The following is a 21,157-nucleotide window of genomic DNA, read 5'->3' on the forward strand; positions in this document are numbered from 1 at the left end:
CAGTCGGCGCTAAGCCTCCTTGAGGTAGGGGAATCCGCCTTCTTTGATGTACAACTCGCAGGGGTCGCTTCCTTCGGGGCTCAACGAGCTACCGGGGGGCAGGCGCAGCCAGCCGTGAGCGGGGTAGCTCCCATGCTCATCAGAGAATGACCCGCGAAGTACGAACAGCTCAGCACCTTGGGGGAAATTGAGCGTGCCGATATCGCCGGGGGTTTCCCAGCGTTCGAGACGCATGTGGTCAGTGAACGGTTCCTGAGCGTAGAGTTTTTTCCATGAAACACCGGGTCTCACGCTGGATCGCCACTCGGTCTCTTCGGTGTTCAGGGCAATGTGTTTGCGCGTAGCTCCCGGGAACTGTCGCAGCTTTACAAACAGCAGGCAGCCATCTCTGGAAAAAGGCGCGTGGTTAAAACCTGCGGGGTTGAGCAAGTAGGTACCCGCAGGCCAGTCACCATGCTCATCAGAAAACACACCATCGAGCACCAGTATCTCCTCGCCATCGGGATGCCCGTGAGCCGGGAATTTGCTGCCCGGCTTATAGCGCACGAGAGAGGTTACCTGCCCGCTCTCCGCGGGACCCACACGGTGAAGACGCTTGCGCAACACCTCTCCGCCAGGGCTCTCTTCCCACTTGAGAACACTACTATCTACTGTCGTACGACGACTCAGGTCGCCGTTTAAAACGCTCGCTGTCATGTTTCTACCCTATTCCTTTCATCTAACTTGGACGCTATCTAAGTCAAAGTGTTCCCTGAAGGGAGCGCATCCCTTTTTGTTGCTGCGCGGCTGAGCTAAAGTGTCGACATGCCAAAAGTACTCGTAACACACCAACTTCCCGGAGAGCAGATTCACCAGCTGCCCGACCACTGCGACATGAACGTCTGGATGGGGCCAGGCTTGCTTCCGGCCGCTAGTCTGCGAGATGAGCTAACAGACTGCGAGGGGCTGCTTTGCCTCTTAACGGATCGAATCGATAAGGCGCTTCTTGATACTCATCCGCAACTGCGCTTCATTGCGTCAATGTCCGTGGGAGTCGATCACATTGATGTTAAAGCTGCAACCGCTCGGGGAATCGCTGTAGGTAATACGCCAGGGGTGCTAGTTGAGACTACCGCAGATGCGAGTTTTGCGCTGTTGCTGGCCGCGGCACGACGACTCGTAGAGGCGGACCACTTTGTCCGGGGCGGGCATTGGCGTGTAGAAAACGCGTGGTCTCCAGAATTTTTTACCGGCAAAGACGTCGCGGGATCCACTCTCGGCATCGTTGGTCTTGGTGAGGTGGGGCAGGCCGTGGCCCGACGCGCAGCGGGCTTTGGAATGAAAGTCCTTGCATGGAATCGCAGTGCCCGCAATGTACCCGGAGTCGAGATGGTCGAGTTGGACGACTTGCTCGCAGACAGCGACTTCGTGAGTATCAATGTCGCTTTGGGTGAAGAGACGCGCAATCTTATTGATGCTCGGCGGCTGGGGCTTATGAAGCGTGACGCCGTGCTGGTAAATACCGCGAGGGGCGGCATCGTTGATGAAGTCGCCTTGGCTGAGGCGCTCAGTCACGATCGTTTAGCTGCCGCAGGGCTTGATGTTTTTGAACGAGAGCCCGTTCCCGACGATCACCCCCTTCTGAGCCTGCCCAACGTCGTCACAACGCCACACATTGGGAGTGCGACGTTGGCGACCCGTGAGAAAATGGCTGATATGGCTGCGCTAAACATGCTCGCCGCCCTTGGGAACGAGAAGATGCCTAACTGCGTCAATCCCGAGGTTTACCAGTCCTGAGTTCAGGATTGCATGATCACCTTTTCGGAACTCTTATCGCTCAGTCGTCCTGAGTTTGAACATCCTTGCGAGGTATCTGGTTGCCGTTTGTACGAGGCGCAGGGGTACCGTTGGCTGAGTAGCGGGCCTAACGCGATTCAGACAGCCATGCGCATTGATGCCCCGGCATTCTTGGTGCTTCCTAATCACAGGGCAATGATGCTGGCGGCTCTTATGCCGTCGAAGATTTCAACGGTGCTTGATCTTGGGGCGGGCGGAGGCGGGTTTATTCGCCACGTTCAGTCTTGGGAGAAAGCTCCCCGGGTCTCCGCTGTGGAGAGCAATAGCGAAATGCTCCACGCGGCGAGAGAGTACTTTGCCTTAGCGCCGGAGCAGCTAATCCATGTGGGTGATGCTGTCGATTTTCTTGGGCGTGATCGCGCCCACTACGATCTCGTGCTCTGTGACCTCTTTGAGGATAGAGATTCACCGGCAGCCTTGGGGGATGAGCTGTTCTTCGCAACGCTTGCGCGGCGACTAAATGCCGGTGCCTCGGTCGCGCTTAACACCTTACCGGCGTCTCCAGAGGCATTGCTCAGTATCGTAAATGCTGCCCGGCAGCACTTTGGCGGTGTGGGCATTGTTCAGATGACTGAGCTTGGCAATGTGCTGTTGTTCCTCCAGGAAGAGCCCTTACCCAGCGAGGATCTGCTGCGCAGTCGTGTAGCGCAGTCGATTTACGCATCAAACAGTGAGGTACTTGACGCTCTCAATGAACTTCGTCGGCTGCCCCTCGAACTTGGCGAAGGAGTCAGTGAGGGTGGGGGTGCGGATTAAGGCGCGCTGGGCAGCGTTGAGAGACCCTGTCGGATAGCTTTACGTACCGCCGACGTGTCGACCTTATTGGCATCCTGAATCAACGAACTGACCCGAACCTGCCAGAGAAGATCGGTGGTTTTGTTGTCGAGAAACACAATCATGAGATTTCCCGTTTGTTTGGCACCGCCAAGAGCGTAGGCATTGTCCACCGACGCGCCATCTATCTGACGACCGATAGTCGCGCTGGGGTAAGGGGTAACGTTCGAGGATGTGCTTTCGAGTAAACCGTCGTTCACGCCAGCGGCTGCAATATAGTCGATGAGGAATTCCGCATCGCTGCTTGTGACCAGTGTGTAACCCAGTTCTTTCATGCGCTCTTCGATGGCGGAGCGTATGGCAGGGTCAGCCTGATACAACTTGTCTTTTGAGTATCCCGTTGGGGAGAGAGGTTCGCTGCGCCAACCGTATTGGGTGTATCCGCTGGCCACTAACAGGTCTGTGTCACCGGGAATAATCTCCGCGCCACTGCAGGCTACGAGAGTGCCCAGCAAAGCAAAGAGCGGTGAGAGTAAGTAACCTCGGATAGTTTTGTTCATGTCATTCCTGTTGGTGTTCGATGAAAACCATTGTGATGGTAGCAACAGTGTTCCGTGAATGCGATGCACAGGCGTCTTAACCCCGTTGGGATTCGCGGTATTGGGAGGGTGATAGACCGACCGTTTGGCGGAACATTCTCGAGAAGTAAAGAGGATCAAGGTATCCAAGCTTCGCGGCAATGACTTTTACGCTGTGCTGGGTGCTATCGAGAAGGCGGCAGGCGGCTTCCATTTTCATATGCAGGAAGTGGCGCATAGGGGAATAGCCGGTTTCCGCTTTGTAGCGGGTGGCGAAGTGCTGTGGAGTAAGTCCTGTAAAGGACGCTAACTCTTTAAGAGACAAAGAGCTGCTCACTCGCTCCCGCATAAAAGACTGGAGTTCTGTTAGGTGCATCCTGCCCATGTTTTGGCTTCGCTGTCGATCGCGACACAAAGCAAACTCTGCGAGCAGGTGGCGCAGCCGATTAGCGGCGCCAATAAACGCATCCAGGCTGTAACCAGTGCTGCCCACGGTCAGCATTTGCTCAAAACCTGTGAGGAGAGAGGGTTCGACGCCACTGTGAATGCGGTAGTCACCCTCAATTAGCAGATGTTTTACAAACTCGTCTGCATCTGTGCCTTGAAAGTGAACCCAATACAAAGTCCAGGGAGTATCTGTATCAGCGGCGTAGCTGTGCTTCAAGGCGCGTGGCAGGACTACGGTATCGCCGCTGCTTACTGAGAACTGTTCCGCCTGAGTTTTCACTGTCCCGCAACCCTCGGTACACAGCAGAAGTAGGTTGTCGTCGTGGCGTTCTCGATGCATAAAATGTCCATGAGCGCCCGGATAGTACCCCATGGCAGTGGGGTAACAGCCGCAGGTCAAAGGGTGACTCTGAAGGGCGTCTAGTAGGAACTTTGGCGTCACTACGCGGGATGCGCTTGGGGACAGGGGCCAGTTGGAGGGGCGGCTCATGGCAGTGGCTCACAACACTAATTATCTTAATATTATCCATGTTTTTGTTCTTTTCGTCGCTACTCGTAAGCGCTTCACCCTGCTACATTGATGGGTATTACCACAATCAAAGTTCAGGAGTTTTTATCATGAGTCGCAAAATTCCGTTGTTTATCAATGGCGAATTTATGCTGGGCAGCAGTGACCACATTCAGCCAGTAACCAGCCCCGCTACGCAGGAGGTTCTTGCAGAGGTGCCTTTTGCGACGGCAAAAGAAGTGGATTTTGCTGTCGCGAGCGCAAAGGAAGCGTTTGAAACCTGGCGCGAGGTGCCGATCTCAGAGCGCGCACGGTTGATGCTCCGTTATCAGGCGTTGCTCAAAGAGCATCATGATGAGCTGGGTGAAATCCTCGCCAAGGACACGGGGAAGACTTTTGAAGACGCCAAGGGCGACGTCTGGCGTGGCATTGAAGTAGTGGAGCAAGCTGCAAACATTGCGTCCGCCATGATGGGGGAGACCGTTGAGAATGTCGCCGGCGGCATTGATAGCTATAGCTATATTCAGCCACTGGGTGTTTGCGTTGGCATCACACCCTTCAATTTTCCCGCGATGTTGCCGCTTTGGATGTTCCCCATGGCAATCGCCTGTGGCAACACCTTTGTACTAAAGCCTTCTGAGCAGGTGCCCATGACCCCGGTACGGCTCATCGAGTTGTTTATCGAAGCGGGTGCTCCCAAGGGTGTGCTCAATATGGTTCATGGCGGTGCGGAGCAGGTTGATCAACTCATTAATCATGCTGACACGCAGACCGTATCCTTTGTCGGCTCTTCTCGCGTTGGCGAGTACATTTATCAAGCTTCTACCGTGGCGGGTAAGCGCGTGCAGTGCATGATGGGTGCGAAGAACCATATGGTAATCATGCCCGACGCGGACAAAAACGCGGTGCTCAACGCCTTGGTGGGTGCCTCTGTCGGTGCCGCAGGTCAGCGTTGCATGGCGATCTCCGTTGCCGTTTTCGTGGGCGAGTCGGCTAGCTGGATACCTGAACTTGCGGAGCGCGTCGCGACGGCGCGGCCCGGAGCCTGGGATGATGCGGGGGCAGCGTATGGCCCTGTTATTTCCAAGCCGGCCCATACGCGAATACTAGACTTGATTGCCAAGGGGAAGACCGAGGCTAACTGTTTACTGGACGGTTCAGAATGCACCGTTGAAGGCATGCCCGATGGCAACTGGGTCGGGCCAACGGTGTTTTCCGGCGTGACGCCAGATATGACCATCTACAAAGAAGAGATTTTTGGTCCGGTGTTGTGTTGCATGGAACTGGAGACTCTCGATGATGCTCTGGCGGTGATTAATGCGAACCCTATGGGCAATGGAACTTCGATCTTTACTGCTTCTGGCGGTGCGGCGCGTAAATATCAGCACGAAGTCGCGGTAGGGCAGGTGGGAATCAACATTCCGATTCCTGTTCCTCTTCCCTTCTTCTCGTTCACGGGCTGGCGTGGTTCCTTCCGTGGCGACCTCCATCCCTACGGGAAGCAAGCCGTGCGCTTTTACACCGAAACCAAAACCGTTACGGCACGCTGGCGCTACGATGAGTCCGAGGCCGGTAAGCAGCCAAACATGAGTATCAACCTTCGTTGAAGAAGCCTTTTAACGTTCTTTGAAAACAGTCATGAACTGTTTTAGGTAGTGAGCATGGATTTTTCGCTGAGTGATGAACAACAAGCCTTCGTAGAAAGTGCGCGAGCCTTCTCTGACGGTGTCTTGGCACCTAACGCCGCTCTGTGGGATGCAGAGTCGATCTTTCCCAAAGACGCCCTCGCGGCGGCGGGCGAGTTGGGCTTCATGGGTATGTACACGCCGGAGGACGCGGGAGGTCTTGCGCTATCTCGTCTGGATGCCAGTTTGATTGTTGAGGAACTCGCACGGGGCTGTACGACTACAGCTGCCTTTCTGACTATCCACAACATGGCCACCAGCATGATCGGTCGGTATTGCACATCCGAGGTCATTGAAAAGTGGTGCCCTGATCTGGTGATGGGAAAGACTCTGGCTTCCTACTGTCTGACCGAGCCCGGCGCCGGCTCGGACGCGGCGTCTCTGCGCACCCGGGCCGACAAAGACGGTGATGAATATGTTGTTAACGGAAGCAAAGTGTTCATCTCAGGAGCGGGAGAAACCGACGTTCTGGTAGTTATGCTGCGTACCGGTGAAGCCGGCCCTAAAGGGGTTTCTGCACTACTGATACCAGCGGATGCGGAGGGGATTACTTACGGCAAGAAAGAAGAAAAAATGGGCTGGAACGCACAGCCAACCCGCATGGTGACCTTTGAAAACGTGCGTGTACCTCAAGGCAATCGTTTGGGCGCTGAGGGTCAGGGCTTTGCCATTGCCATGGAAGGTCTTGATGGTGGGCGTATTAATATCGCGACCTGCAGTGTAGGCACTGCCCAGCAGGCTCTGCAGGAAGCGGCGAGTTATGTTGCGGAACGGGAGCAGTTTGGACAAGCCATCGCAGAGTTTCAGGCAACCCAATTCAAGCTCGCCGATATGCTCACCGAGGTCGTTGCCGCGAGGCAGATGGTGCGCCTGGCGGCAAGCAAGCTCGATAGTAAAGATGGACAGGCCAGTACGTACTGCGCCATGGCCAAGCGTATGGCCACTGATCTTGGCTTTCGCGTGTGTAACGAGGCGCTACAGCTTTTCGGTGGCTACGGATACGTTCGCGAATACCCTATGGAGCGTCATGTTCGCGACACCAGGGTCCATCAAATTCTTGAAGGTACTAACGAAATCATGCGCGTGATCATCGCCAGACGGCTGATGGTGGACGGCGCTCTGGAGGTCATTCGATGATAAGCAGTAACTCACCCAAACTTCTGGTAGAGCAACGCGGTAACACGGCGCTGGTCACGATTAATAACCCCGCGGCAAACACCTGGGACACCGAGAGCCTTCCGGCTTTACGAGACCTGATTGCTGATCTCAATGCGCAATCCGATATTTATGCGTTGGTACTGACTGGCGCGGGAGAAAAGTTTTTCTCCGCGGGGGCCGACTTAAAGTTGTTTGCCGATGGTGACCCAGAAACTGCGGGCGCTATGGGGCGTTTGTTTGGCGAAGCATTTGAGGCTTTGGCGGACTTTCGCGGTGTTTCTATCGCTGCGGTAAATGGCTTTGCCATGGGCGGCGGATTGGAAGTTGCCCTTGCCTGCGACATTCGGGTTGTAGAGTCCCAGGCAAAACTAGCCTTACCTGAGGCGCGCGTAGGATTGTTGCCTTGCGCAGGAGGAACGCAGCGCCTTGCTCAACTAGTCGGTGAAGGCTGGGCCAAGCGCATGATTCTTTGCAATGAGCGCATTAACGCGGCTACTGCAGAGCGTATCGGTCTTGCAGAAGAAGTTGTCGAAACAGGAACCGCGCTCGAACACGCTCTGGCCCTAGCGTCGCAGGCAGCCCAGCAAAGCCCCAGTGCCGTGGCGCGTTGCAAGCGCTTGATACACAGCGCCCGCGATAAGGCGATCGGTGATGGCCTGGCGGCAGAACGCGACCTCTTCGTAGAATTGTTCAGCACGCAAGATCAACGCGAGGGCGTGAATGCGTTCCTCGAGAAGCGTGAGCCGGAGTGGAAAAATGCCTGACGCGGTTTTGGTGCGGGTAGAGTCAGCAGCCGCTGGGAAACTGGGTCGACTCACTCTCAATAGTCCCGAGACTCTGAACTCTTTGACCCTCGAGATGGTCGAGCTCATACAGGGCGCTCTCGATGATTGGCGGGAGGATCCCTCCGTCGCTGCGATTGTTATCGATGGTAGCGGTGAAAAAGCCTTCTGCGCTGGTGGAGACGTGCATGCTCTGCACGCTTCTTCATCTGGTACCCCCGGCGGACCCTGCGAATACGCTGAGACTTTTTTCGCTCGGGAATACCGCATGAACTACCAGCTCCACACCTATCCGAAGCCCATCATTTGCTGGGGCCATGGGATCGTCATGGGTGGTGGACTGGGTGTGATGGCGGGCTGTTCCCATCGCATTGTTACCGAGGCGACGCGGATAGCGATGCCTGAGGTGAATATCGCTCTGTTTCCGGATGTGGGCGGGAGTTGGTTTTTGAACCATATGCCTGGGGCCAGCGGACGTTTTCTTGCGCTTACCGCGGCTTCGGTGAATGCCTCCGATGCCTTGTTTTGCGGTCTCGCAGATCGCTTTATTTCCGCTGATCAAAAAGACGCGGTGATAGCAGCGCTGCTTGCGGTGAGCTGGGGATCGGACAGCGCTACTAACCACGCCCTGACGCGGCATACCCTGCGGCGCTTTAGTGAGGCAGCGGGCAATGGAGAGCTGCCGAAGGCGCAGGTTGAGCCTTATCTGGAGACCATCAATGCCCTGTGTGATGGCGATGACATTCATGATGTCATCGATCGCATAATGGCTATCGATACTGATGACCGATGGCTGGCGAAAGCCCGTGATGGCTTGATTTATGGCTCGAAGCTGGCCGCGCAGTGGATTGATCGTCAGCTGTTTGAAACCCGGCACAGCTCTCTTCGGGAAGTCTTCCAGCAGGAAGTGCAGTTGGGGACTAACATCATGCGCCATCCGGAATTTGCAGAGGGGGTTCGTGCCTTATTGATCGATAAGGACCGTAAACCCGATTGGTCTTACGCCGAATCTAGAGCTGTACCGGCCGAGTTAGTGGATCAGTTTTTTACCGCCCCCTGGCCTGAAAACCCCCTTGCCGATCTATAACCGTGAAAGGAAGACAAAGATGCAACAACGTGTAGGGTTCATTGGTCTTGGCAATATGGGCGGCCCTATGGCGGCCAATCTTGTCGCCGCGGGTTTTGCGGTGTCGGTTTTTGATTTGTCCGAAGAGGCTTGTAAGGCCTTGGCCGAACAGGGGGCTACAGTTGCTGACTCAGCAAAGGCGGCCGCGGACTCCGCTGACTTTCTGATCAGCATGCTCCCAGCGGGGAAGCACGTCGCAGGCTTGTATCAGGGTGATGATGGTCTACTGTCTTTGCTGGGTTCAAGCACAACCGTGTTGGATTGCTCCACTATTGATGCACAAACCGCGCGCAGTGTGGGTGAAGCAGCGGCGGAGCGGGGGATTGGTTTTCTGGATGCCCCGGTTTCTGGCGGTGTTGCGGCAGCTCAAGCAGGAACCCTTGCCTTTATGTGTGGCGGTGATGCGAAGGTGTTTGAGACCGCGCAGCCGGTGTTGGACGTGATGGGACGCGCAAGCTTTCATGCGGGTCCCGCCGGTGCCGGCCAGGTCGCCAAAGCCTGCAACAACATGTTGCTTGCCGTACATATGCTCGGCACCTGTGAGGCCTTGGCAATGGGCGAGAAGCATGGTCTGGACCCTGAGCGTCTGTCAGAGATTATGTTGGCTAGCTCCGGTCGTAACTGGTCCCTCGAAGTCTATAACCCGTGGCCTGAGGTTATGGAGGGCAGCCCTGCAAGCAATAACTACCAACCAGGATTCATGGTGGACCTCATGGCAAAAGATCTTGGACTCGCAATGGAAGTCGCAGAGGCAGCGGGAGTCGATAACCGCATGGGACAGTTGGCGCAGTCACTTTATAGCGAGCATCAGGATGCGGGTAATGGGACTCGAGATTTTTCCAGTGTGTTGGAACGGTATCGGCGCTAGCAATCTGGGATTACGTCAGGTTCCCGCGATTTCTCGACCTTAACTAAGGTGTTGGTGGACGATGCTCGCTCGATAACGAGTCTCGAGCGATCGCATACCACCTCAATTCTTCAAACTCGGTCAGGTGTTGTGACGCCATTACGGCAGCCTTGTCTTGAGCACCAATTCCGCTGCCGTGGAATATCTTTTTCGCCTCGGCTAGAAGTTCTTTGAAATCTGGACTCGGATGCTTCTCGAAAGCGCTCGCTTCACAAGTGTTACTAGGGTCCAGACGCACCGGAAGTACGCGAACTGATTCGCAATGTTCCCAAAGACCGGTGGTAGGATCTAAGTCGTAGCTCGCGAGGAGCTTGTATCCGTGTTCAGCTACCATCTCCAGTGCGCTTAGCAGATACTCAAACTCTCCCTCACTAATAAAGTAGTTAAAGCTCAGGCGTACCCAGCCCGGCCGCAGAGCGACCTGGCCTTCGACGATTTGCTGGTCGAGAGAATAAGACTGTTCTTCGCTCAACTCCAAGAGTCGATGCCCGTAGGGCCCAGCACAGGAGCAGCCTCCTCGAGCCTGTATCCCGAAGAGGTCGTTCAACAGCGCTACAACAAACCCGTAGTGCAGTTCGCGGTCTTCATGGTTGAATCGCAGCGAGAAGATCGCCAGTCTTTCCGCAGTCTGAGAACCCAGAACATCAATTTTTTTATTAGCCCCCAGGCGCTGCATAGCACGGCAGACGTAGCGCTGTTCGAGTTCTTCGATCTTTGCGGTTCCCACTGCCTGTTGAAGTCCCATAGCCAGACCTGCGCGCACAGACTCCACAATAGCAGGGGTGCCAGCCTCTTCGCGGCGTTCAATATCTTCGAGGTAGCGGTGACGGTGGGGCGATACAAAGCCCACAGTACCGCCGCCAACAACGGCCGGAACTGCGTTTGTAGCAAGCGTTGCCTTGATAGCAAGGACTCCCGGCGTGCCCGGGCCCCCGATAAACTTATGCGGCGATAGAAATACCGCATCGATTTCGCTTCCGGGAAGATTCATTGTGATGTCCACGTAAGGGCCGGCCGCCGCATAGTCCCAAAATGCCAGCGCACCGGCTCGCTTCAGTAGACGAGTAATGCCCGTGACGTCGCTTCGAATGCCAGTTACGTTTGATGCTGCAGAGAAGCTGCCGATCAGAAGCGGTCGATCCGCATAGAGTTCTAACGCTCGCGCTAGTTCCTTTTGATCAATGCCGCCATGCTCATCAAGCGGTATAGAGACCAAGTCCGCAATGGTTTCCCGCCAGGGCAGCTCATTAGAGTGATGCTCATAAGGCCCAATAAAAACTACGGGCCGTTCCGTTGTCGGTATCTGATTTGCAAAACCGTAACGCTCGTTCAACTTATGGGGAAGCCGAAGATTGAGTATTTGAATCACGCGATCAATTGCCGCGGTAGCGCCAGCACCACAAAAAATGACGCGATCGTTCTTTGAACAACCCAGTGCATCCGCGATGATTTGACGGGCTTGTTCTCTCAGTGCTGTGGACTGAGCGCCCGTCATTGAGCTTTCGCTGTGGGTGTTTGCATAAAAGGGAAGCACGGTTCGCTGCAACTGAGCCTCTACGAAAGTCAGCGCACGACCCGAGGCTGTGTAGTCCGCGTAAACCAATGGTTTTGAACCAAATGGCGTGTTGATCGGCATGTATTGGCCGATGACGGATTCACGAATACGTGTAATGAGCTGCTCGGAATTCATTAGTGTTCAAGGCTTCTCTTGTAAGAGATACCAATTTAGTCGCTTTATGGCGCGACATTGTCGAATAATTGGCCGACATTAGGCTATATTACGCGACAAATGTACTGTTTATATGCGTATTTCAATTCAAAGTGATCGTTGTATAGTGATGGGGTGAGTGAGTGTCAGAACGGGTGCAGTTAGACAGGATCGATCGGCGCATTCTCAGCGCCTTACAAGGCGACGCTTCTCTATCACTTGCTGATCTCGCTGAGCGTGTGGATCTCTCCCGTTCTGCTTGTGGAAGACGCCTTCAGAAACTCGAAGAGTCCGATGTCATTAGAGGTCGGGTTACCTTGCTCAACGGTCCGGTAGTGGGATTACCGCTGACGGTGTTTGTTAGCGTTCGCACGAGCCAACACAATGCAGATTGGGCTGACGGTTTTGCATCCGTAGTGGAATCAATACCGGGAGTTTTGGAGGTCTACCGTATGGCCGGTGACATTGACTATCTCGTGAAGGCGGTGGTCGCTGATATGGGAGACTACGATCGTTTGTATCAAGAATTGATACAGGCCGACTTGCTAGACGTGAGCGCCAGCTTCGTCATGGAAGAGATCCGTTACAGCACAGCACTGCCTTTGTGAGCATGGACTTAACGCCGCTGCTGAGCCGTTTCCACGCTGTGGATTAGGGCTTTCGCAGCAGCCCGAATCTCGAGCATGCGGGCGGCTTGTACGCCGCTGTTCATGAAGTAGCTGTCTAACTCCGCGGCCAGTTGTGGGTCGGCCTCAACAGCAGTTGCTAAGTCCTCTAGGGTAGTTCGACCGCCCAGCGAAATACCGTGGCGCGAACGAAAATCAGATACCCGGCGGAACACCAGTGTGATTGCCTCGTCAAATGCCTGCACTTCGCTGACAAGCCTGTTGTAACTTTGGAATGACCGGATTAACTCAGGTTCATCGAGGAGTTGAAAATGGCCGTTGCTTACCAATGCCGCAAAGGTGTCTTGGGTTGCTCCGAACAGATCAACGTAGCTAAGAACGTGGTTGTGGGCAAACGGATACTCATAGCTAACGTCAGGAACAGGCGGAGCTTTGTTAACCTCACCAAAGACAAAATATTCATGGAGAGGCGTTTCAAGAGCTGCCACTTCAAAGATATCTTCAATAGCTCCGAAGCGTTCCCAAGCGATGCTTTCTACGCGCTTGGCTTCTTCAATATCAGCCTTTAGATCGGCAATCAGCCCTGTCAGATACTCCGCGCGCAAGCCATCGTTTACGCGCTCGTCGTTTAAGTTTGCAACCTGAAGACCAATAAACACGCCGATCACTACAATGCTGAAATCAAGGAGAACTGCAAACCAGTTCTGTTCTTTCACGTGCTGGGTAATCCGCCTAAGTAACATTGCTTCAAGTTGTCCATGCCAAACTCATCTATTGCAAACCTTCTCGCATTTACTCGCGAAAGGCCGCGTCATTGCTCGCCCCCGACATTTCCATGTTCGGATACACCTCATCGAAGGTTTCGAGCATAGCTTCTAGTGGAAGGTCGTCATAACTACCACGCTCCCGCACATACTCCATATGACGTCGGCCGGTGGTGTCATAGGGGTGCATGAGGGCTCCGTTGATCGGATCAAACTCCAGGGCGGCGACGTTAAAGCGCTCGCAGAGCTCGATGTTAAATGCCGTTGAGAGTTTGACCCATCGCTCATTCAGCCAGAGTTCCGCGTAGCCGTGCCAGGCGAAAAGGTCAGTGCCCATACTTTCGCTGAGCTTGTCGCTGGTGAGATGGTTAAGAACGTCTGCAAAGCCCAGGCGTGCCGGTATGCCGCGAGCGCGAGCACAGGCAGTCAGCAGCACCGATTTGGGAACACACCAGTTGCTGTCTGCGTCGGCTATAGCGCTGGCCCGGTAGACCTCGGGATCGCGGGAGACCTGATAGGGGTCGTAACGGATGCCATCGCGCACGGTATAGAAAAGATCCTCGGCAATGGCGATGGGATCCTTATTGTTTTTGCCGGCTTGAGACGCGTAGGCGCATACGGCTTCGCTATCACAATCGAGAAACCAACTTGGGGCGAGGGTTTGGGGGCCGGGGGCCATGGCTGTCTCCACTGACTGTATAGCCCAAGGATATCGCGTTGATGCTTTTGCAGCGATAGCCACGGCTCTTAGCAGCCAGTGCCAGTCAACAGCACCGGAAGATGACTAGTGGCGATGGGTGACTTTGCTAAACTCTGACTATGGAATTGTTTCAGACTCTTGCTGAGTGCTCAGTGGCTTTCGCCGGTTTTGCAGCCGTTCACGCAGTGCTAAAAGGCGGAGACAACCTTCGCATACTGCATCGATCTTTTACGATTGTTATGACAGGGTCGCTTGCCTTTATTCTTAGTATCTTGGCGTTGTTACTCGATGAGGTTGGCTTTTCAGAGATAACGCTTTGGAAGGCTAGCAGCGCGGTGGGTTTCGTTCTTAGTGGCTACTGCGGGATTCTGTTTTTTTCAAGCCATCGGCAGCTCACAAAGCTTGATTACGGCCCTCAATCACGCGTGTTCTTCGCGATAGCCGCACTACTGCTACTCCTTCCCTGTCCCGTTTTTTTGCTTAACATGGGAGGTTGGTTATGGGAGTCCAGCGCTGAAGTCTACGGGTTAGCACTGGCGATGATCTTGACTTCGGGCGTTGTCGCTCTTTTGGGTGGTTTTTGGTTTTCATTGGCTATCGCGATAAAGGCAGTGAACGAAGGGAGCGGGCGATTGGATTCCAATTCACCAGATTAGGGCCAAACGTACGCTGTTTGCTTCAGCCGCCACCCGCCAGCAAGGTCTTTGCCGCGTCTATAAGTCGCTCGGCGTCATAGGCACTGGTGCTGAAGACTCCATTGAAGCGCTCGCTTTGAAAGTAGTACCGATCGGATTCCGGATTGTGCAGCACGACAAGATGGTCGATGTCATTGTCTTTTCCAAAAGACACTCGCAGGGCCTCACCAGCATTGGCTGCGTCGTCGTCCGCAGCATCTACCAACCCACTGACTTGCAAGCTGCCAAGAACATCCACGAATTTGGCGCTTAAGCTTGCGTTCGCAATTTGACCGTCGTTGCTAGTCCAGTCGCCGTCGTCCCTAAAAAAGTCCACGCCGTAGAGCGAGAACATAGTGGGCGTTCGCCGGGATAGGAGGCGCGTGTCTAGCCAGCTGTCGATGTCCACAGGAACGTCCAGACTACTAAGGGAGAGGACATAGACTGCGTCTTCATCGCTCATGCGTGCATGGATTTTGCCCAATGCTGCCGTGCTGCCAAGGTATACGGTGGCTTCGTCGCCATCACCTCCCAGTGTTACCCGGCGCCTGAATTCGCTGTCAGCGACCTCGAAGCGTTTTGCAGCGCCAGCGGTCTCTGCTACGGAGAATCCTGGGTCGTTGCGCAATAGCGCGTTAAGCAGTTTCTCTGCCTTGTTGCTGTCAGCGGGGAATCCCAGATCAAGTCGCCATCCGCCTTCGTCCAGAACAAGAACCAAGGTAGCGCCATCGTTGTTAGAAAGCTGGATACGTTCAACGGCGTCGACCGCCATACCGGTAATGAGTGCATCGCGGCTAAGCTCATTGGGAGTTTCGGGCCAATAGAGCACCGCTACCAGCACGAGCTGTACGAGAAACGCCGCGGAGAGTATTCGAAGCATCACGCAAGAATCTCCCTTAGTTGCGATCGCCGGCGCCTACGCTGTAAGCGCCACACACCGTAGATCAGCAGCAGGAACAGTAGAGCTCCAGCGTAGTTACCATACTCAATCGAGGCCTGCGTATCTTGGGGAAGTGCAGGAAGCGTACGATTGAAGTGAGCACGGGCTCGTATACTCATTAGACTGCTGTCCTGCAGTGCCCAGTCCACAGCGTTCATCAGAAATTCCAAGGGCCCAAAGTACTGTGTGCCGGACGCCGCTATAACACCACTGAGTATCTGGTCACTGGCAAAGTCGTTGGAGCTCACAAGGATGAGGCGTGATGAGGCGGGAGACTTACTGATTAGCGCGGTGCTAGCTGCGTCCGCCACCCCATTGTCCATCTCGTCGCGCGGCGACGGGTCGGGTACCTGATTGAAGAAGCTCGTGAACTCGCCACTAAGTACCGTAGCGACGGTGGCGCGCTCTCGAGACTTGCCCTGACCAGAAAAACTATTTTGTCCATTGTCGTTGAGGCTGGGCATGACATTGACTGCCTCTGAGGTCCAGGCCGCGTCTGAGCTGCTCAGTAGCTCTTCGGTACTAAGTCCTGATCGAGGCTCAATGCTAAGCGGTGAAGCCCAGCCCACGGTCAGATTTGGTAAACCTTGCGTAATGGGATGGTCGGCGTTTAAACCGTCGTCGCGAATATCCAGAAGATAGGGGTAATCAACAAACTGCATTTCCCGAAACTCATACTCACCCACGCGGCGAAGCACAGGCACGGGAAACGCCGCTTGGCGATCGTCCAGCACCACCGTGCTCTCAATGTGAACCCCATAGTGTGCTAACCACTCGCTCAACCCACTATCAACCTGGCGAAGCTGTAAGGCCGAGCCCCGGGTTTCTATGGAGCGAGGAGAGCTGGCCACAATCACTGTTCCGCCACGCATCAGATACTGGTCAATGGCAAACACGGCTTGTTCGCTAAGTGCCTCTGGAGCCATGACCAAGAGTACATCGGCACTGGAGTCGACGCTGCCATCGTCGAGGTCCTCCATGAGAATGCTGTGATCCTGACTGATAGTTTGTTGCAAGGTGCCAAAACTATGGCCCTGGGGAGGCATGCCCTGCCGTGCCTGACTGCTCGCCGGCAGCGACAGTGCGATAGTGCGTGTGAAACCGCTCGCGAAGCGTCGCAAACCCGCTTCCAGCGCATCCCCAAAATCTGAACTATCAAAACGCCCCGTGGGCAGTTGAATAACTTGATGGTCGTCTTCGAGGGTCAGATAAAAGTAAAACTGATTCTCGTCGCCTAAAGCGGTGACCATGGGCTGAAAGCCCCACTTTTCTACTATGAGCGCGGCCTGTTCTCCGTTGTTAGCCTCAGGCTCGATAAAATCGATATTGAATTTGCTCTGAGAGTTTGGAATCAGCGCCTCGGCTTCGGCGCGAATCGCATCGCGGTACTCCACGAGTATCTCGGGCAGCTTACTGTCGGCGGATACATACGCCCTGAGTGTCACCGGTGCGTTGATCTGGTCGAACAGTTCTCCGCTGCTGCGATAGCTGTAGAGTACGTCGCGTATTGCCCTTGTGACGTCAAATTCAGGATTGCGAAGCAGGACATCGGGCTGTCCGCTTTGGGCCATTTTGACCTCGATGAAGTCGGAGAAGCCCAAGATCTCTTCTTCGTCTCCGTACTGCACCAGAACATTGAAGTAGGCGTTAACTAAGGCTGACTGGTAGCGATCTGCGACCTGAAACGGTGTGGCTTGAATGCCATACTCTTCATTGGCTTCTTTCTCTGCCGCTGCATCTTGGGCCGGGTCAACAAACTCGACCCGGACTTTGCCGTTCCCGGCAACAGCGTACTCGCGAAGAAGATCACGAAGTTGCGGCACCAGCGGAGCGAGGAGTGGGTGTGAACGCTCACTAAAATAACCGCGGATCAGCAACGGCTCCTCAAGCTGTGACAGTAGCGTTTCGCTGGGCTCTGACAGTGAGTAGAGCTTGCCCTCGGTGACGTCCGTTCTTAGTCCAGGAATTTTGTATAGCCACAGTCCGGCGAGAACCAGGTTGAGTATTACGAGAGAAATTCCAAGGCGCCAGGCGCGGTGCCGCGCACTGCTGTGTTGCGACCAGCGGCCGCGTTCTAATGCATAGACATTCAGGCTTAGGAAGGCGAGGGTGACTGCGATGTAGTAGTAGAGGTCGCGAAGATCCAAGACTCCTCGGGTAATACTCTCAAAACGGGATCCAGAGCCAGTTAGACGCAAAAACTCCGCAAGGTTTCCGCCAAAAAAGCCCAGAAGAAGTTCGCTTCCGGCCATGTAAAGAACACCACATAGGGCTACGCTACCCATGAGACTCACAATTGCGTTATCGGTTCTTGAAGACACAAATAGCCCTACCGCCAGGTAGCTGCATCCGAGAAGCAAGGTGGCGAGATAGCCGGCAAAGACCGGGCCCCAATCAAGGGTCGCAATACGCCCAACGGTTAGAGGGAGCAGAAGTGTTGCTGTAAGCGCGAGAGTCAAAATGGCGGTGCAGGCAACAAACTTGCCCATGACGAACTGCCAAAGAGGCACCGGCAAAGTAAGCACATGCTCGAGGGTGCCACTGCGTCTCTCTTCGCTCCAGCTTCGCATGGTCAGCGCCGCGCACAAAAATATCAGAAGCAGCGGCATCCATTCGAACAGCGGGCGTACATCAGCGATGTTTCGTGCAAAGAACGCCTCGACCCAAAAAAACACGAACAGGCAGATGGCCAAGAAGCTTGCCAGGAAAAGCCAGGCAACAGGCGAGGAGAAAAATAGCTGAAGCTCTTTTCTAGCAACACGGGTTAGCACGTGATCAGGACCCATGACTGACTCCCTTTTCTTTCACGGCTTCACGAAAGATTTGCTCGAGGTTACGCCTCAGGGGCGTCAAAGAGTAGAGCTTTGCACCGCTATCGATGACTGTGCGGCTGATATTTCCGGCAGCGGTGTCCATTACCGCACTCTCGTGCAAACTCAGTGTGAGGGTCAGCTTGTTGGCCGCAGCATCAAGCGTGGCTACATCGGCTATTTGCGGAAGGCGCGTTAACAAGCTAACTAAGTTAGGTGCATCGTCACTGCTGGTGAGGAGTAGCTCGCGACTCTCACGAAGCGCCGCAAGAGGTGAGTCCAGCGCCAAAGAGCCATTAGAGAGTACTAGCACGCGCTCACAGAGTGCATCGACTTCCTGCATGATGTGCGTTGACAGGATGACCGTGGCTCGGGTGGATAGCTCACGCACCAGATCACGCATGTGCTCGTTTTGTTGTGGATCCAGACCATTCGCGGGTTCATCCAGAATGAGCAGATCCGGCTCACCGAGAATTGCCTGGGCAACGCCTACGCGCTGCTTGAATCCCCGGGAGAGTTGTCCAATGGGATCAAAGAACCGATCACCCAGCTCCGTAGCGTCTACGCTGTAGCGAATGGCACGACGTTTACTATCTCCCCGAAGCCCTTTCAGATGAGCTGCGTAATCGAGATAGTCTGCAATAGACATCTCCGGATAGATCGGCAGGTTCTCGGGAAGGTAACCAAGGCTTCGTTGAAGCTCCCGCGCATGAAGGTTCAGATCTTTGCCGCCAATTTGCACCGAGCCTGCCGTGGGTTCTAAAAATCCACTGAGCATTTTCATGACTGTCGTCTTACCCGCTCCGTTATGGCCGAGTAGCCCTACTACTTGACGTTCTTCAATGGAGAAGGACAGGTCTTCAACAGCAGTTGTTTTACCGTAGTATCGGGTAAGAGACTTGACGTCGATCATAGTCGTTGGTCGTCTTGGAGAGGGTTAAAGGAGATAGTGCTGAGTAATCCTCAGGGCAGCAAAAGTTTAACGATGAATACCAATAGAACCGCGGTGACAATGCGGCGTATCCAGACTTCGCCACCTTGTACAGAAAACCGTGCGCCGAAGTACCCGCCCAAGGCATTACCTGCGGCCAGGGCCAAGCCAAACTGCCAGTGAATAGACACGGCTGCCGCGAAAACAAGTATGGCAAAAAGATTGTAGGTCAGTGCAATAAAAACCTTATGCATATTGGTTCGTACAAGATCTAAACCCATCACGCGGTGGAGTATTGGCATGAGAATGAAGCCAACACCCACTTGAATAAAACCGCCCCAGCAACCCGCACCGAACATGAGAATGTGGCCCAAGATCAACTTCTTGCGCGTTAATGGGCTGCCGTCATTCTTGTGCTTCTTGCTGGGAAGCTGCATCAAAACGAGCACTGCGAGCATCACGACAGCAAGAACGCGGTCAAACCACTCACCGTCGAGATTGACCCCGACCATGGCACCCAAGATAGCACCAGGAATGGCTGCGGCAGAGAGCGTCAGACTGAGCCGAAACTCGGAAAACCCACGCCGGAAAAACGTGCGTACGGCTACGATGTTTTGCGCAATGATAGAGATTCGATTGGTGCCGTTGGCTTCCGGTCCCGAAAGGCCCAGAAACAGCATGATGGGCACTGTCATTAACGAACCGCCGCCGGCGATCACATTGAGAACTCCGGCGACGGTGCCGGCGGCCATCAATAGCGCTAGTTGCCAGAGTTCTATACCCACGCTTTATGCCGCCTTGTAAGCTTCAACGCTTTGTCTCAGTCGTCGCCCCAAGGCTCTCGCATCGTGACAAACTCTTCTGCCGCGGTAGGGTGGATACCAATAGTGCTGTCAAAGGTCGCTTTCGTTGCACCGGCTTTGAGTGCGATACCGATGCCCTGGATAATCTCGCCCGCATCAGGGCCCATCATATGAACACCAACAACACGGTCTGTCGCATCATCGACAATGAGCTTCATGAACGTTTTCTCATCCCGACCACTAATGGTGTGCTTCATGGGGCGGAATGTGGATTTGTAGAGTGTGATGTCGCCAAACTCAATCTCGGCCGCGCTCTCAGTGAATCCGACGGTGCCGATGTTAGGCTGACAAAAGACTGCGGTGGGTATGAAGTCGTAGTCCACGTCCTTCTGAAGATCGCCGTATTGACGCCTTGCAAAAGACATCCCTTCAGCGAGGGCGACGGGTGTGAGTTCCATGCCGCCGATTACATCGCCTAAGGCGTAGATGCTCGATTCCGCTGTTTGGAAATGTTCATCCACATCGATGGTGCCGTGGCTGGTCAGTTTCACGTCTGTGTTCTCCAGTCCCAGCCCGTCAAGATGCGGACGGCGACCGGCCGCACAGAGAATTGCATCGACTTCCATGCTACTGCCGTCGGTGAGCTCCACCTCAATACCATCGCTGGTGCGCTTTGCACTGACAATATTCGTCTCAAAACGGAGATCGACACCGGTCTTTCTGATCTCCTGGGCGGCATGAGCCCGGATATCGCTATCAAAGCCGCGAAGGAACAGAGGTCCGCGGTAGAGCTGCGTCACGCGTGAACCAAGACCGTTGAAAATCCCGGCAAACTCCACCGCGATGTATCCGCCGCCGATGATCAGAAGACGTTCCGGAAAACTCTCGAGATCAAAGATTTCATTACTGGTGACCGAGAGGTCGTTGCCGGGAAAGTCCGGTTTATAGGGCCAGCCGCCGGTGGCGATAAGTATTTTGCTGGCCGTGTAGTGCTGGTCGCCCACCGCAACAGTATTGGCATCTATGATTCGCGCTCGGCCATCGATGAGCGTGGCATTCGCACCATCCAGCATGTTTCGGTAAATGGCATTAAGGCGGGCGATTTCGGTTTTTTTGTTGTCCCGAAGCGTGCTCCACTCGAAGCGACGGTCTCCACTGTCCCAGCCAAACTCCCGGGCATCATCAAAGGCTTTGCCGAACTCGGACGCATAGACGTACAACTTTTTCGGCACGCAACCGACATTTACGCAGGTGCCGCCCATGTAGCGGTCCTCGGCTATCGCGACGCGCGCTCCAAAGCCAGCAGCCATGCGCGCAGCACGAACACCACCGGATCCTGCACCGATGACAAATAGGTCGAAATCTAGATCACTCATTGCTGTTCCTCCTGAGGGCGGGCA

The 21,157-nt window shown here is 54.6% G+C and carries 20 protein-coding genes; 9 read left to right on the forward strand and 11 right to left on the reverse strand.

What is annotated here, in order from left to right; genetic code table 11:
* Positions 1-9 precede the first annotated feature (9 nt).
* Positions 10-696 carry a cupin domain-containing protein gene (locus R0137_RS03200; RefSeq protein ID WP_407328482.1) on the reverse strand — a complete coding sequence of 229 codons (687 nt, stop codon included), beginning with the start codon at positions 694-696 and terminating at the stop codon, positions 10-12.
* Between the two features lie 108 nt (positions 697-804).
* Between R0137_RS03200 and R0137_RS03205 the strand changes: the two genes are divergently transcribed.
* Together R0137_RS03205 and R0137_RS03210 are read left to right on the forward strand one after the other, a co-directional pair.
* Positions 805-1,776: a 2-hydroxyacid dehydrogenase gene (locus tag R0137_RS03205; RefSeq protein WP_407328483.1), complete on the forward strand. Its 972-nt coding sequence runs from the start codon at positions 805-807 to the stop codon at positions 1,774-1,776.
* Between the two features lie 12 nt (positions 1,777-1,788).
* The gene (locus R0137_RS03210) at positions 1,789-2,592 is read left to right on the forward strand and encodes a spermidine synthase (RefSeq protein WP_407328485.1); all 804 of its coding nucleotides are present in this window, start codon (positions 1,789-1,791) and stop codon (positions 2,590-2,592) included.
* Here R0137_RS03210 and R0137_RS03215 read toward each other — a convergent pair.
* A complete protein-coding gene (locus R0137_RS03215) occupies positions 2,589-3,170 on the reverse strand; it encodes a DUF4136 domain-containing protein (protein ID WP_407328487.1) in 582 nt (193 codons plus the stop codon). The two genes, R0137_RS03210 and R0137_RS03215, sit on opposite strands and share 4 nt — an antisense overlap.
* A gap of 76 nt (positions 3,171-3,246) precedes the next feature.
* Positions 3,247-4,125 carry a helix-turn-helix domain-containing protein gene (locus R0137_RS03220; protein WP_407328489.1) on the reverse strand — a complete coding sequence of 293 codons (879 nt, stop codon included), beginning with the start codon at positions 4,123-4,125 and terminating at the stop codon, positions 3,247-3,249.
* 128 nt (positions 4,126-4,253) lie between these two features.
* Here R0137_RS03220 and R0137_RS03225 point away from each other — a divergent pair, with 128 nt between their 5' ends.
* Genes R0137_RS03225 through mmsB form a run of 5 tightly spaced genes read left to right on the forward strand, consistent with a single transcriptional unit; the run spans position 4,254 to position 9,762 of the window.
* The gene (locus R0137_RS03225) at positions 4,254-5,750 is read left to right on the forward strand and encodes a CoA-acylating methylmalonate-semialdehyde dehydrogenase (RefSeq protein ID WP_407328491.1); all 1,497 of its coding nucleotides are present in this window, start codon (positions 4,254-4,256) and stop codon (positions 5,748-5,750) included.
* Positions 5,751-5,804: 54 nt separating this feature from the next.
* Positions 5,805-6,965 (forward strand): acyl-CoA dehydrogenase family protein, encoded by a 1,161-nt coding sequence (locus R0137_RS03230; RefSeq protein WP_407328492.1) that lies wholly within the window; start codon positions 5,805-5,807, stop codon positions 6,963-6,965.
* On the forward strand, positions 6,962-7,750 hold the full coding sequence (locus R0137_RS03235; protein ID WP_407328493.1) for an enoyl-CoA hydratase: 789 nt from the start codon (positions 6,962-6,964) through the stop codon (positions 7,748-7,750). Before R0137_RS03230 ends, R0137_RS03235 begins: the two co-directional genes overlap by 4 nt.
* Positions 7,743-8,855 (forward strand): enoyl-CoA hydratase/isomerase family protein, encoded by a 1,113-nt coding sequence (locus R0137_RS03240; RefSeq protein WP_407328494.1) that lies wholly within the window; start codon positions 7,743-7,745, stop codon positions 8,853-8,855. The genes R0137_RS03235 and R0137_RS03240 overlap by 8 nt, the downstream gene beginning before the upstream one ends.
* Positions 8,856-8,874: 19 nt before the next feature.
* On the forward strand, positions 8,875-9,762 hold the full coding sequence (gene mmsB / locus R0137_RS03245; RefSeq protein ID WP_407328495.1) for a 3-hydroxyisobutyrate dehydrogenase: 888 nt from the start codon (positions 8,875-8,877) through the stop codon (positions 9,760-9,762).
* A gap of 43 nt (positions 9,763-9,805) precedes the next feature.
* Here the strand turns inward: mmsB and R0137_RS03250 are convergent, their stop codons facing one another.
* Positions 9,806-11,491, reverse strand: a complete 1,686-nt coding sequence (locus R0137_RS03250; RefSeq protein WP_407328497.1) for an aminotransferase class V-fold PLP-dependent enzyme — start codon at positions 11,489-11,491, stop codon at positions 9,806-9,808.
* Positions 11,492-11,652: 161 nt separating this feature from the next.
* On the opposite strand from R0137_RS03250, the gene R0137_RS03255 reads away from it, so the two are divergent.
* Positions 11,653-12,117 (forward strand): Lrp/AsnC family transcriptional regulator, encoded by a 465-nt coding sequence (locus tag R0137_RS03255; protein WP_407328498.1) that lies wholly within the window; start codon positions 11,653-11,655, stop codon positions 12,115-12,117.
* An 8-nt stretch (positions 12,118-12,125) separates the two neighbouring features.
* Here the strand turns inward: R0137_RS03255 and R0137_RS03260 are convergent, their stop codons facing one another.
* Positions 12,126-12,851: a hypothetical protein gene (locus R0137_RS03260; RefSeq protein ID WP_407328499.1), complete on the reverse strand. Its 726-nt coding sequence runs from the start codon at positions 12,849-12,851 to the stop codon at positions 12,126-12,128.
* A 76-nt stretch (positions 12,852-12,927) separates the two neighbouring features.
* Positions 12,928-13,578, reverse strand: a complete 651-nt coding sequence (locus tag R0137_RS03265; protein WP_407328501.1) for a transglutaminase family protein — start codon at positions 13,576-13,578, stop codon at positions 12,928-12,930.
* Positions 13,579-13,718: 140 nt separating this feature from the next.
* Between R0137_RS03265 and R0137_RS03270 the strand changes: the two genes are divergently transcribed.
* On the forward strand, positions 13,719-14,255 hold the full coding sequence (locus R0137_RS03270; protein ID WP_407328503.1) for a hypothetical protein: 537 nt from the start codon (positions 13,719-13,721) through the stop codon (positions 14,253-14,255).
* A 22-nt stretch (positions 14,256-14,277) separates the two neighbouring features.
* On the opposite strand, the gene R0137_RS03275 is transcribed toward R0137_RS03270, so the two are convergent.
* The 5 genes from R0137_RS03275 to gor are packed head-to-tail and all read right to left on the reverse strand — an operon-like array spanning position 14,278 to position 21,133.
* On the reverse strand, positions 14,278-15,153 hold the full coding sequence (locus R0137_RS03275; protein WP_407329962.1) for a DUF4340 domain-containing protein: 876 nt from the start codon (positions 15,151-15,153) through the stop codon (positions 14,278-14,280).
* Positions 15,153-17,999 (reverse strand): Gldg family protein, encoded by a 2,847-nt coding sequence (locus R0137_RS03280; protein WP_407328504.1) that lies wholly within the window; start codon positions 17,997-17,999, stop codon positions 15,153-15,155. Before R0137_RS03280 ends, R0137_RS03275 begins: the two co-directional genes overlap by 1 nt.
* On the reverse strand, positions 17,989-18,936 hold the full coding sequence (locus R0137_RS03285) for an ABC transporter ATP-binding protein (RefSeq protein WP_407328505.1): 948 nt from the start codon (positions 18,934-18,936) through the stop codon (positions 17,989-17,991). The genes R0137_RS03280 and R0137_RS03285 overlap by 11 nt, the downstream gene beginning before the upstream one ends.
* Positions 18,937-18,986: 50 nt before the next feature.
* Positions 18,987-19,739 (reverse strand): sulfite exporter TauE/SafE family protein, encoded by a 753-nt coding sequence (locus R0137_RS03290; protein ID WP_407328506.1) that lies wholly within the window; start codon positions 19,737-19,739, stop codon positions 18,987-18,989.
* 35 nt (positions 19,740-19,774) lie between these two features.
* Positions 19,775-21,133, reverse strand: a complete 1,359-nt coding sequence (gor, locus tag R0137_RS03295) for a glutathione-disulfide reductase (RefSeq protein ID WP_407328507.1) — start codon at positions 21,131-21,133, stop codon at positions 19,775-19,777.
* Positions 21,134-21,157: the final 24 nt, after the last annotated feature.

This window comes from Congregibacter brevis, assembly GCF_045689245.1.
Lineage (GTDB): Bacteria > Pseudomonadota > Gammaproteobacteria > Pseudomonadales > Halieaceae > Congregibacter > Congregibacter brevis.

Excerpts from the sequence above, each read along its gene's own strand:
- R0137_RS03200 (WP_407328482.1), bottom strand. The coding sequence starts at position 696 with ATGACAGCGAGCGTTTTAAACGGCGACCTGAGTCGTCGTACGACAGTA.
- R0137_RS03205 (WP_407328483.1), top strand. The coding sequence starts at position 805 with ATGCCAAAAGTACTCGTAACACACCAACTTCCCGGAGAGCAGATTCAC.
- R0137_RS03210 (WP_407328485.1), top strand. The coding sequence starts at position 1,789 with ATGATCACCTTTTCGGAACTCTTATCGCTCAGTCGTCCTGAGTTTGAA.
- R0137_RS03215 (WP_407328487.1), bottom strand. The coding sequence starts at position 3,170 with ATGAACAAAACTATCCGAGGTTACTTACTCTCACCGCTCTTTGCTTTG.
- R0137_RS03220 (WP_407328489.1), bottom strand. The coding sequence starts at position 4,125 with ATGAGCCGCCCCTCCAACTGGCCCCTGTCCCCAAGCGCATCCCGCGTA.
- R0137_RS03225 (WP_407328491.1), top strand. The coding sequence starts at position 4,254 with ATGAGTCGCAAAATTCCGTTGTTTATCAATGGCGAATTTATGCTGGGC.
- R0137_RS03230 (WP_407328492.1), top strand. The coding sequence starts at position 5,805 with ATGGATTTTTCGCTGAGTGATGAACAACAAGCCTTCGTAGAAAGTGCG.
- R0137_RS03235 (WP_407328493.1), top strand. The coding sequence starts at position 6,962 with ATGATAAGCAGTAACTCACCCAAACTTCTGGTAGAGCAACGCGGTAAC.
- R0137_RS03240 (WP_407328494.1), top strand. The coding sequence starts at position 7,743 with ATGCCTGACGCGGTTTTGGTGCGGGTAGAGTCAGCAGCCGCTGGGAAA.
- mmsB (WP_407328495.1), top strand. The coding sequence starts at position 8,875 with ATGCAACAACGTGTAGGGTTCATTGGTCTTGGCAATATGGGCGGCCCT.
- R0137_RS03250 (WP_407328497.1), bottom strand. The coding sequence starts at position 11,491 with ATGAATTCCGAGCAGCTCATTACACGTATTCGTGAATCCGTCATCGGC.
- R0137_RS03265 (WP_407328501.1), bottom strand. The coding sequence starts at position 13,578 with ATGGCCCCCGGCCCCCAAACCCTCGCCCCAAGTTGGTTTCTCGATTGT.
- R0137_RS03270 (WP_407328503.1), top strand. The coding sequence starts at position 13,719 with ATGGAATTGTTTCAGACTCTTGCTGAGTGCTCAGTGGCTTTCGCCGGT.
- R0137_RS03275 (WP_407329962.1), bottom strand. The coding sequence starts at position 15,153 with ATGCTTCGAATACTCTCCGCGGCGTTTCTCGTACAGCTCGTGCTGGTA.
- R0137_RS03280 (WP_407328504.1), bottom strand. The coding sequence starts at position 17,999 with ATGGGTCCTGATCACGTGCTAACCCGTGTTGCTAGAAAAGAGCTTCAG.
- R0137_RS03285 (WP_407328505.1), bottom strand. The coding sequence starts at position 18,936 with ATGATCGACGTCAAGTCTCTTACCCGATACTACGGTAAAACAACTGCT.
- gor (WP_407328507.1), bottom strand. The coding sequence starts at position 21,133 with ATGAGTGATCTAGATTTCGACCTATTTGTCATCGGTGCAGGATCCGGT.